The following is a 10,415-nucleotide window of genomic DNA, read 5'->3' as shown; positions in this document are numbered from 1 at the left end:
GTTAAATAACTAAAGTAAGTAATATATAATTAAAGTCATTGCATTAATTTACTATTTTGGGTTAATGATATTGAATTCCATCTGCATCCCCTCCTGACAGATTTTTTATTTTCTGGCAAATGAAATGTTTTGCTGAAACGGTTTTAGTTCACAGATATTTACCCCTTTCAGACTCAATCAATTATCCATTGATAAAGATCAACTTAATTATATTTGCAGAGTTACAAACTATTAACAGAATATCCTTCATCTTTTTTCAAAGTGCAGGTGTGTTGGCTGCTCTCACTTACTCTAATCACTTACTTATGTAAGTTCATCGGGGTTCTTTCGTTTGCGGCCGTCCTGCATTTCGAAATCTATTGGATATAAGACCATGCTTTTTATAGGGATATACCCATCATTAGTATCGGGTATGTGAACAATATAATAATAATGACAGGGGAAAAAACATGCTTTCCCAGCATGGCGTTAACCGTCGTGATTTTATGAAGCTTTGTGCAGCGCTGGCTGCCACCATGGGTCTCAGCAGTAAGGCTGCCGCAGAAATTGCCAATATGGTCGGTTCACCACAACGGCCACCGGTCATCTGGATTGGTGCTCAGGAGTGCACCGGCTGTACCGAATCACTGTTGCGCTCAACGCATCCCACCCTTGAGAATTTGCTGCTCAGTGTTATCTCAATGGAGTATCACGAAGTGCTGTCAGCAGCATTTGGTGAGCAGGCGGAAGAGAATAAGCACCGCGCTATTGAACAGTATAAAGGGAAGTACATACTGGTGGTGGATGGTTCTATCCCACTGAAAGATGGTGGGATTTACTGCATGGTGGCGGGCAAACCTATTGTCGAGCATATTCGCGAAGCGGCGGAACATGCGGCAGCTATTATTGCCATCGGCTCCTGTTCTGCCTGGGGGGGCGTGCCAGCCACTGGTGGCAACCCGACCGGCGCGGTCAGCTTGCAGGATGCACTGCCGGGTAAAACCGTGATTAATATTCCCGGTTGCCCACCCAACCCCCATAACTTCCTGGCAACCGTCGCTCATATTATCACTTTCCAGCGCCCCCCTGCGTTGGATACCAAGAACCGTCCTACCTTTGCCTATGGCCGTCTGATCCATGAAAACTGCGAGCGTCGCCCGCACTTTGATGCCGGTCGTTTTGCCCGTCAGTTTGGTGATGAAGGGCATCGTCAGGGCTGGTGCCTCTATCACCTTGGTTGCAAGGGGCCGGAGACCTACGGTAACTGTCCAACCCTGGAGTTCTGCGATGTTGGTGGTGGCATCTGGCCGGTCGGCATCGGCCATCCGTGTTACGGCTGTAACGAAGAGGGGATTGGTTTTACCAAAAGCATTGCTCAATTAGCCAATGTCGAAAACCCAACACCACGCGCTGAAAAACCACAGATCCATAATGCGGAAGGTGGCAAGGTTTCTACTACCGCCACCGCGTTGCTGGGTGGGGTGGTGGGATTGGTTGCCGGTGTCAGCCTGATGACGGTGCGTGAGCTGGGGCGGCAACAGAAGCAGCGCCGTAAAGATGACGATCACTCATCGCGGGAGGAATAGCCGTGAACCGACGTCACTTTTTCAAATTAGCCTCGGGCGGTGTCTTGCTGGCGGGACTTTCCCCCAGCAGTAAAGCTGAGGTCCAAAACCGACCACCGATCCCCGGTGCGCTTGGCATGTTGTATGACTCGACGTTATGCGTCGGTTGTCAGGCGTGTGTCAGTAAATGCCAACAGATTAATCACAGCGAGTTTGCCGCGCACGGTGAAACCTACGCCGGTGGTGATGCTATCTGGTCAAACAACGACAAACTTAGCCCCTATACCAACAACATTATTCAGGTGTGGACCAGTGGTGCAGGTATCCATAAAGATCAGTTGGAAGATGGTTACGCCTATATCAAAAAGCAGTGTATGCACTGCGTTGATCCCAACTGTGTTTCCGTCTGCCCGGTCAGCGCACTGCGCAAAGATGCCAAAACCGGCATCGTTCACTATGACCCGGATATCTGTACCGGCTGTCGCTATTGCATGGTTGGCTGCCCGTTCAATGTGCCGAAATACGATTACGATAATCCCTTTGGCAAGATCCATAAATGTGAGTTGTGTAATCAGAAAGGGGTGGAGCGGCTCGACAAAGGCGGCTTGCCTGGTTGTGTTGAGGTGTGTCCGACCGGGGCGGTGATATTTGGTACCCGTGAAGCGTTGCTGTCAGAAGCCAAACGGCGGCTGACGTTAACACCGGGTGAGAACTATCGCTTCCCGCGTCAGACACTCAGTGCCAACGACACCTACGAGCATCCGGTTGCCCATTATGATCCGCAGGTATACGGCGAAAAAGAGGGCGGTGGTACGCAGGTGTTGGTACTGGCGGGTATTCCGACCGAGAAACTTGATTTGCCACCGTTGGCAGAACTGGCAACCGGTGCGCGTTCGGAGCATGTTCAGCACACCCTGTACAAAGGCATGATCCTGCCGCTGGCGGTACTGGCCGGTGTGACGGCGCTGGTGCATCGCAATACCCGCGATGAGCGCAAAGACAGTGATGCCGACACGCACGATAAAAAGGACGGTCCAGATGACGATGCATAAATCCAGTCCACTGGGTGGGCGGCTGGTCAGTTGGCCGGTGATGCTGCTAGCGCCTTTTGTGGTGTTATGCGCGCTGCTGATAGTTAAACGTTTGGTGCTCGGGCTGGGTTCAGTCAGTGATTTGAACGGCGGCTTCCCATGGGGGATCTGGATCGCTTTCGACTTATTGGTGGGAACCGGTCTGGCCTGTGGCGGCTGGGCGTTGGCCTGGGCGGTTTATGTCTTTAACCGGGGCGAATATCACCCGCTGGTGCGCCCGGCGCTGTTAGCCAGTTTATTTGGTTATGCGCTGGGGGGATTGTCGATCACCATTGATGTTGGCCGCTATTGGAACCTGCCTTACTTCTTTATCCCCGGTTACTTTAACGTCAATTCGGTATTATTCGAAACCGCCGTCTGTATGACCATTTATATCGGTGTAATGGCGCTGGAGTTTGCCCCCGCACTGTTTGAACGCCTCGGTTGGAAGGTTTCGCTCAAGCGGCTGAACAAAGTGATGTTTTTCGTCATTGCACTGGGTGCGCTGCTGCCGACTATGCATCAGTCCTCAATGGGTTCATTGATGATTGCCGCAGGTGCGAAGATTCATCCGCTGTGGCAAAGCTATGAAGTGTTACCGCTATTTTCATTGCTCACCGCCGCCATTCTGGGCTTCTCTATTGTCATCTTTGAAGGCTCTTTGGTGCAGGCTGGACTGCGTGGGCGAGGTGCCAATGAAACACCGCTGTTTACCCGGCTGACCACCATTATCGACCTATTCCTGCTGCTATTTGTCTTGCTGCGCTTGGGGGAAGTGGTAGTGCGGCACAAAATAGATTATCTGCTGCATTTCGACCGCTACGCTATCGCCTTTTGGGCTGAAATCGTACTGATGACTTTGCCGCTCATTATCTTCCGTATCCGGCGGGCCAGAGAAGACAGCCGCTTACTGTTTATTGGTGCGCTGTGCATGATTGCGGGCGCGGCGCTATGGCGGCTCAACTACTCGCTACTGGCCTTTAACCCCGGCGGTGGCTACAACTACTTCCCAACCACCAGTGAAATCCTGATCTCAATTGGCTTCGTCGCCATTGAGGTCTGCGCCTACATTTTATTGATTCGGCTATTGCCGGTGCTGCCTGCTCACGGGCAATTACATAAGAATAATCAGACAGAGGTAAAGCATGAGCCAACGCATCACCATTGATCCCGTCACCCGCATTGAGGGACACCTGCGGATCGACTGCGAAATTGAGGACGGCAAGGTCATTAAAGCCTGGTCCTCCGGCACCATGTGGCGTGGCATGGAAGAGATTTTACAAGGCAATGATCCCCGCGATGCCTGGATGATTGTGCAGCGTATTTGCGGCGTATGCACCACCATCCATGCCATCGCCTCGGTGCGCGCCGTGGAAAATGCGCTGGGGATGGAAGTCCCGGTCAATGCGCAACATATCCGCAATTTGATTCTGGCCGCGCACAGCATCCATGACCATATCGTGCACTTCTACCAACTGTCGGCACTGGATTGGGTAGATGTCACCTCAGCGCTGCAAGCCTCGCCACAGAAGGCAGCCGCCATGTTAAGTGGCTTATCGAGCTGGCCACTGAACAGCGCGGAAGAGTTCAGCCGTGTACAACAGAAAATCAAAGACCTGGTGGCCAGTGGGCAGTTAGGCATTTTTGCCAACGGCTACTGGGGCCACCCGGCAATGGCGTTGCCACCAGAAGTGAACCTGATTGCGGTAGCTCACTATTTGCAAGCACTGGAGTGCCAGCGCGATGCCAACCGCATTGTGGCGGTATTGGGGGGCAAAACACCGCACATTCAGAATCTGGCTGTGGGGGGCGTTGCCAATCCAATCAATCTGGATATGCCAAGTGTGCTTAATCTGGAACGCTTGATGTTGGTGAAATCCTTCATCGACCGACTGGGCAGTTTTATCGAGCAAGTTTATAAGGTGGATACGGCGGTGATCGCCGCCCACTATCCAGGTTGGCTCAATCTGGGTAAAGGGGCGGATTACTATCTCAGCGTGCCGGAGCTACCGACCGATCGCAAAGGGGAGACTTTCCTGCTGCCGGGCGGCTATCTGGATAAGGGTACCTTCCGGCCGATTGCCAACCATAACGATCCTTATCTGATCAAAGGGATTGCCGAGAGCGGCAAACATGCCTGGTATCAGGATGACGAGCCGCTGGCACCGTGGGAGGGCAAAACCAACCCGAACTACACCGGCTGGCAGGAAGAGGGCAAATACTCGTGGGTAAAAGCGCCAACTTTCTACGGCAAAACGGTAGAAGTTGGGCCGCTGGCATGGCTGATGTGCGGTCTGGCGGCAGATCATGCACCGACCAAACAGCATTTCAGCGATATTGGCGCGGCCTATCAAAAATTAAGCGGGCAGGCTATCACTCAAGATCAACTGCCATCGACGCTGGGCCGCATCATTGGCCGCGCAGTGCATTGTTGTGTGCTGCATGAAACGCTGGCTCAGCAATGGACGGCGCTGGTGACCAATATCGGTACCGGCGATGTCGAAACCTTTATCAAACCGAATATTCCGTTAACCGGCGAAATTCGCGGTGTTGGCTTTGAAGAAGCGCCACGCGGCATGTTGTCGCACTGGGTGGTCATCAAAGACGGCAAAATCGCCAACTATCAGGCAGTGGTGCCCTCCACCTGGAACGCCGGCCCGCGTAACTACAATGACGAACCCGGGCCATACGAACAAGCGCTGGTGGGTACACCGGTTGCTGATCCGGCCAAACCGCTCGAAGTGGTGCGGACCATTCACTCATTCGACCCGTGTATGTCTTGTGCCGTACATATTGTTGATACAACGGGCAACGAAGTGACCAAAGTCAAGGTGCTGTGATGGGGATTTTGGTATTAGGTATAGGTAACTTATTACTCAGCGATGAAGCGGTGGGGGTACGTCTGGTTGAAGCATTGGAACAACGCTTTGAGATACCCCCAGGTGTTGAGGTGTTGGACGGCGGTACCGCCGGTTTAGAACTGATGGAAGCGATGGCAAACCGCGAACATTTGATTGTTGCTGATGCGGTATTCACCGGCCAGCCTCCGGGCAGTGTCGCGGTGCTGCATGATAAAGAGATACCGGCTATGTTCAGCCGTAAAGTCTCGCCCCATCAGTTAGGATTATGCGATGTGCTGATGGCACTGCAACTGACCGGTGAATCCCCGCGCCAACTGACATTGGTGGGCGTGGTGCCAGAATCTCTGGCGCCAGGAATTGGCCTGACACCGACGGTGATACAGGCGATGGAACCTGCGCTGGAACAGATTTTGGTCGCATTGCGCTTAAGCGGAATTACTCTCAACGCACGGGAGCAAAACCATGTCTGACTGCTTCGACGACACTGGCATTATCGGGCTGACGCAAAACCCGGCTCCTTTACTGGAGCAGGTTTTCAGCCAGATTGCCGCAGATGAGATGCGCGGCTTGCCATTCTACCGTGACCACATACCGCTACGCGCCTGTGGCTTTCAGTTATTTGAGCAGCAATGGGTGGGAGCGTTATTGACCCCGTGGATGCTGAGTTTAGTGGTATTACCGGGGCCGCAGCAAAGCTGGCCGCGCCGGGTGGTGGGTGAGCGCTTGATGCTGGCACTGCCATGCGGCACCATCAGTTTTACGCTCGGCGAAATAGCCGGTTGCGGCCAGTACCTGAGCCGCTCGCTGATGTCGCCATTGGACACTACGCTGCAAGCGGAACAGGCGCTGCTACTGGCAGAACAGAGCGCTCGCATGGTGCTTTCACTGCCCATTAGTAATGCTGATGCACCGGCTAATCCACGGCGGCGGGCGTTGTTTAGTCAAATGACAAATCAGCATGCATGAAATCAGTTTATGCCTCAGTACGCTGGAGCTGATTGAAACACAGGCCAGGCTTAACGGGGCCAAACGAATAACGGCGGTATGGCTGGAGATTGGTGCGCTCTCTTGTATTGAGGAGAGCGCATTGCGTTTTAGTTTTGACGCGGCCAGCCGTGAGACATTGGCAACTAATTGCCAATTGCATATCAATTATTTACCCGCACAAGCCTGGTGTTGGGAGTGTAGCGCCAGTGTTCAGATTGAACGGCACGATGCCGGGTGCCCGCATTGTGGCAGCCATGCTCTGCAAGTGGAGAGTGGTGACAGTTTGCAGGTAAAACAGATAGAAGTGGAATAATCCTGAAGGAGTGAATTCCTATGTGCACGACTTGTGGTTGCGCCAGCGGCGAAACAAAGATCGAAGGCGACGACAGTCACCATCATGACCACGACCATCATGATCATCATCATGGCCACCATCATCACGATGACCACCACCATGATGATCACCATCAAGACCACCCCAACGATGCCCAACCGCAAAAGACTCAGCATAAACATAAATATGTTGCCAAAGGCACGCAGCCGGTCATTGTCCATCATCACTATTATTACCATCAGGGCGATGTTCATCATCACTACCACGGTAAAACGCCTGAACCGGTAGCGATACCGGAACCAGCTCAGCCGGAAGCTGGACCCTTTGCGCCACAAGTGCATGCCGATCAACAAGGGCTACATTACGGACAGGGCGAGGCTGGCAGCCACGCACCGGGCATGGGCCAGCGCCGTTTGCTGCAAATCGAGCAAGACGTGCTGAGCAAAAATAACCAGTTAGCTCACCATAATCGTGAGCATTTTGTCGAACAACATATTCTGGCGCTGAATTTGGTTTCCAGCCCCGGCTCTGGCAAAACCACGCTACTGACCTCGACCTTGCAACTGCTGGCCGGGCAAGTGCCTTGCGCGGTAATTGAAGGTGATCAGCAAACCACCCATGATGCCGAACGTATTCGCGCCACTGGTGTGCCAGCGATTCAGGTCAATACCGGTAAAGGCTGCCATCTGGATGCGCAGATGGTGCACGATGCGGCACACCGTTTAGCACTGGCTGATGATAGCCTGCTGTTTATTGAAAATGTCGGCAATTTGGTGTGTCCGGCCAGCTTTGATCTGGGCGAACGCTATAAAGTGGCAGTATTGTCAGTTACTGAAGGCGAAGATAAGCCGCTGAAATACCCCCATATGTTTGCAGCTTCCACCCTGATGATTATCAATAAAATCGATCTGCTGCCCTATCTGGATTTTGATATTGAACAGTGCATTGCCTATGCCCGTCAGGTGAATCCTGATATTCAGGTGATTGCGCTGTCTGCCAGTAGCGGAGAGGGGATGGATTTGTGGCTGGAATGGCTGGAGACACAGCGATGTGCATAGGCGTTCCCGGCAAAATTGTGGCGGTGGGTGAAGACATTCACCAACTGGCATGGGTGGAAGTGAGCGGAGTGAAGCGTGAAATCAATATCGCACTGGTATGCGATGATACCCCAGCGGCATTGCTAGGTCAGTGGGTGTTGGTGCATGTTGGGTTTGCCATGAGCCTGCTTGACGAAGAAGAGGCGCAACAGACACTGGCCGCGCTGGAACATATGCAGGCAGTTGGGCTGGATTGGGATGCCAGCGCTGCAAGCGAGGCACGTGATGCGTTACGTTGATGAGTTTCGTGATCCCGCATTAGTGAGCGCATTATTGCAACGGATCGAACAGTTATTGCCGCAGATCGCGGATCAACAGCGCTTGCCACTGCAAATTATGGAAGTCTGCGGTGGGCACACTCATGCGATCTTCAAATTCGGCCTTGATCAACTGCTGCCTGATGGGTTGGAGTTTGTCCATGGACCGGGCTGCCCGGTGTGTGTGTTGCCGATGGGCCGCATTGATAGCTGTTTGGAAATTGCCGCGCATCCTGAGGTGATTTTTTGCACTTACGGTGATGCGATGCGTGTGCCAGGGCGCAATGGTTCGATGCTGGATGCCAAACGGCGCGGCGCGGATATTCGCGTGGTCTATTCGCCGTTGGATGCACTGACGCTGGCACAGCATAATCCTGATCGCCAAGTGGTGTTTTTTGGCCTCGGTTTTGAAACCACCATGCCTGCCAGTGCCTTAACCCTGCAACAAGCCAAACGGCTCGGGTTGACCAATTTCACTGTGTTCTGCCAGCACATCACCATCATTCCTACCCTACGTAGCTTGCTGCAACAACCGGATGTGCGTATCGACGCTTTTCTGGCTCCCGGTCATGTCAGTATGGTGATTGGCACCACGCCATATGGCTTTATTTGCGACCAATTCCACAAGCCATTGGTGGTTACCGGTTTTGAACCGCTGGATATCTTGCAGGGGCTGGTAATGCTGCTTGAACAGATGGTCAGCGGGCGTTGTGTGGTAGAGAACCAGTATCGGCGTATCGTGCCGGACAGCGGCAACTTACTGGCACAACAGGCACTGACAGAGGTTTTTGTTGCTAAAGCCAGCAGCGAATGGCGTGGTTTGGGGGAAATAGCGGATTCCGGCGTACAACTCAGCCCTGACTATACTGAATTTGATGCCGAATTACGTTTCAAACCGCAACAGCAGCGGGTGGCAGACTCTCCACGATCTCGCTGTGGTGATGTGCTGACTGGGCGTTGCAAGCCTGATCAATGCCCACTGTTCGGCGGTGAGTGTACGCCAGACAATGCCTTTGGCGCGCTGATGGTGTCATCCGAAGGGGCCTGCGCCGCTTATTATCAGTATCGATAACCCTTGGTATTTGAAGCTGCTGGGGGAGCTGTGTTCGCTTGCAGCGCCTACCTGCAACTCCAATAACTTTGGGTTATTAATAAGGTCACAACTAAATGAATAAGAAAGAGATTACTCTGGCCCACGGCAGCGGTGGCCGGGCAATGCAGAGCTTGATCGAATCACTGTTTCTGGCGGAGTTTTCCAATCCGGCGCTGAATGAACGGGAAGATCAGGCGCGTATCGCGCTGACGAATCTAACCGTACAGGGCGATCGGCTGGCGGTATCTACCGACAGCTATGTCATTGATCCGATCTTTTTCCCCGGCGGCGATATCGGCAAGTTGGCCGTGTGCGGCACAGCAAATGATGTGGCGGTCAGTGGCGCAACACCACGCTATCTCTCCTGCGGTTTTATTCTGGAAGAAGGTTTGCCGATGGACGTTCTCACGCGCATTGTGCAATCAATGGCGGCTACTGCGCGGCAGGCAGGGATTCAGATAGTTACAGGTGATACCAAAGTCGTGCAGCGCGGCGCGGCAGATAAGATCTTTATCAATACCACCGGCATAGGAGTGATCCCCGCAGATATCCATTGGGGGACCGCGATGATCCGTGCTGGTGATCGGATCGTTGTCAGTGGCACTTTAGGTGATCATGGCGCGACCATTCTGAACCTGCGTGAAGGGCTGGGGCTGGAAGCAGAGCTGGTGAGCGATTGTGCGCTATTGGCGCCGTTGATAGCTCCGCTGCGAGCTATTGCCGGGGTGCGGGCGTTACGTGATGCTACCCGTGGCGGCGTGACGGCGATCCTACATGAATTTGCGGCCGCCAGCGGTTGCGGCATGGAGATCAACGAGTCAGATCTCCCCCTGAAACCGGCGGTGCGGGGTATTTGCGAATTGCTGGGGCTGGATGCACTCAACTTTGCCAACGAAGGTAAGCTGGTGCTGGTGGTGTCACCAGAGGCACAAGAAGCGGTATTAACAGCGCTCCATAACCATCCACTCGGCCAGGATGCCGCCGTTATCGGGCAGGTGACTGAGAATAAACAAGTGCGCTTATGCGGTGCGTATGGTGTTTCGCGTAGACTGGATCTGCCTCTGGACGAGCCATTGCCCCGTATTTGCTGATCCCATTCGTCCTTGAAGCCGCAGGGGTGTTAGCTGCGTTCGCTCACCCGAATCACTGACTGATGTCAGCTCATCGGGATT

10 protein-coding genes and 1 pseudogene are annotated in these 10,415 nt (G+C 53.4%); all 11 read left to right on the top strand.

The window, feature by feature from the left end; translation table 11 throughout:
- The first annotated feature begins 432 nt into the window (after positions 1-432).
- The 11 genes and pseudogenes from hybO (at position 433) to hypE (ending at position 10,334) form a co-directional block, all read left to right on the top strand.
- Positions 433-1,565: pseudogene (gene hybO, locus V1952_RS16460) on the top strand (hydrogenase 2 small subunit).
- Between the two features lie 2 nt (positions 1,566-1,567).
- Positions 1,568-2,596 carry a hydrogenase 2 operon protein HybA gene (gene hybA, locus V1952_RS16455; protein ID WP_420075135.1) on the top strand — a complete coding sequence of 343 codons (1,029 nt, stop codon included), beginning with the start codon at positions 1,568-1,570 and terminating at the stop codon, positions 2,594-2,596.
- Complete coding sequence (gene hybB / locus V1952_RS16450) at positions 2,583-3,782, top strand: Ni/Fe-hydrogenase cytochrome b subunit (protein WP_420075134.1); 1,200 nt, start codon at positions 2,583-2,585, stop codon at positions 3,780-3,782. The genes hybA and hybB overlap by 14 nt, the downstream gene beginning before the upstream one ends.
- Positions 3,760-5,454, top strand: a complete 1,695-nt coding sequence (gene hybC, locus V1952_RS16445; protein WP_372560529.1) for a hydrogenase 2 large subunit — start codon at positions 3,760-3,762, stop codon at positions 5,452-5,454. The genes hybB and hybC overlap by 23 nt, the downstream gene beginning before the upstream one ends.
- Positions 5,454-5,945: a HyaD/HybD family hydrogenase maturation endopeptidase gene (locus V1952_RS16440; RefSeq protein WP_083162463.1), complete on the top strand. Its 492-nt coding sequence runs from the start codon at positions 5,454-5,456 to the stop codon at positions 5,943-5,945. Before hybC ends, V1952_RS16440 begins: the two co-directional genes overlap by 1 nt.
- Complete coding sequence (gene hybE / locus V1952_RS16435) at positions 5,938-6,441, top strand: hydrogenase-2 assembly chaperone (RefSeq protein WP_372560531.1); 504 nt, start codon at positions 5,938-5,940, stop codon at positions 6,439-6,441. The genes V1952_RS16440 and hybE overlap by 8 nt, the downstream gene beginning before the upstream one ends.
- Complete coding sequence (gene hypA / locus V1952_RS16430; protein ID WP_420072087.1) at positions 6,434-6,775, top strand: hydrogenase maturation nickel metallochaperone HypA; 342 nt, start codon at positions 6,434-6,436, stop codon at positions 6,773-6,775. Before hybE ends, hypA begins: the two co-directional genes overlap by 8 nt.
- Before the next feature lie 20 nt (positions 6,776-6,795).
- Positions 6,796-7,854 carry a hydrogenase nickel incorporation protein HypB gene (hypB, locus tag V1952_RS16425; RefSeq protein ID WP_420075133.1) on the top strand — a complete coding sequence of 353 codons (1,059 nt, stop codon included), beginning with the start codon at positions 6,796-6,798 and terminating at the stop codon, positions 7,852-7,854.
- Complete coding sequence (hybG, locus tag V1952_RS16420; protein WP_083162471.1) at positions 7,845-8,132, top strand: hydrogenase maturation factor HybG; 288 nt, start codon at positions 7,845-7,847, stop codon at positions 8,130-8,132. Before hypB ends, hybG begins: the two co-directional genes overlap by 10 nt.
- Positions 8,119-9,222 (top strand): hydrogenase formation protein HypD, encoded by a 1,104-nt coding sequence (gene hypD / locus V1952_RS16415; RefSeq protein ID WP_420072085.1) that lies wholly within the window; start codon positions 8,119-8,121, stop codon positions 9,220-9,222. The genes hybG and hypD overlap by 14 nt, the downstream gene beginning before the upstream one ends.
- A 95-nt stretch (positions 9,223-9,317) precedes the next feature.
- A complete protein-coding gene (hypE, locus tag V1952_RS16410) occupies positions 9,318-10,334 on the top strand; it encodes a hydrogenase expression/formation protein HypE (protein ID WP_420072084.1) in 1,017 nt (338 codons plus the stop codon).
- The last annotated feature ends 81 nt before the right edge of the window (positions 10,335-10,415 follow it).

This window comes from Yersinia sp. 2542 StPb PI, from assembly GCF_048593855.1.
Taxonomy (GTDB): Bacteria; Pseudomonadota; Gammaproteobacteria; order Enterobacterales; family Enterobacteriaceae; genus Yersinia; species Yersinia enterocolitica_E.
Note: the sequence above shows the minus strand (reverse complement) of the source record. Positions and strands in the feature narration are given on the sequence as shown.

Excerpts from the sequence above, each read along its gene's own strand:
- hybE (WP_372560531.1), top strand. The coding sequence starts at position 5,938 with ATGTCTGACTGCTTCGACGACACTGGCATTATCGGGCTGACGCAAAAC.
- hybC (WP_372560529.1), top strand. The coding sequence starts at position 3,760 with ATGAGCCAACGCATCACCATTGATCCCGTCACCCGCATTGAGGGACAC.
- V1952_RS16440 (WP_083162463.1), top strand. The coding sequence starts at position 5,454 with ATGGGGATTTTGGTATTAGGTATAGGTAACTTATTACTCAGCGATGAA.
- hypB (WP_420075133.1), top strand. The coding sequence starts at position 6,796 with ATGTGCACGACTTGTGGTTGCGCCAGCGGCGAAACAAAGATCGAAGGC.
- hypA (WP_420072087.1), top strand. The coding sequence starts at position 6,434 with ATGCATGAAATCAGTTTATGCCTCAGTACGCTGGAGCTGATTGAAACA.
- hypD (WP_420072085.1), top strand. The coding sequence starts at position 8,119 with ATGCGTTACGTTGATGAGTTTCGTGATCCCGCATTAGTGAGCGCATTA.
- hybB (WP_420075134.1), top strand. The coding sequence starts at position 2,583 with ATGACGATGCATAAATCCAGTCCACTGGGTGGGCGGCTGGTCAGTTGG.
- hybG (WP_083162471.1), top strand. The coding sequence starts at position 7,845 with ATGTGCATAGGCGTTCCCGGCAAAATTGTGGCGGTGGGTGAAGACATT.
- hypE (WP_420072084.1), top strand. The coding sequence starts at position 9,318 with ATGAATAAGAAAGAGATTACTCTGGCCCACGGCAGCGGTGGCCGGGCA.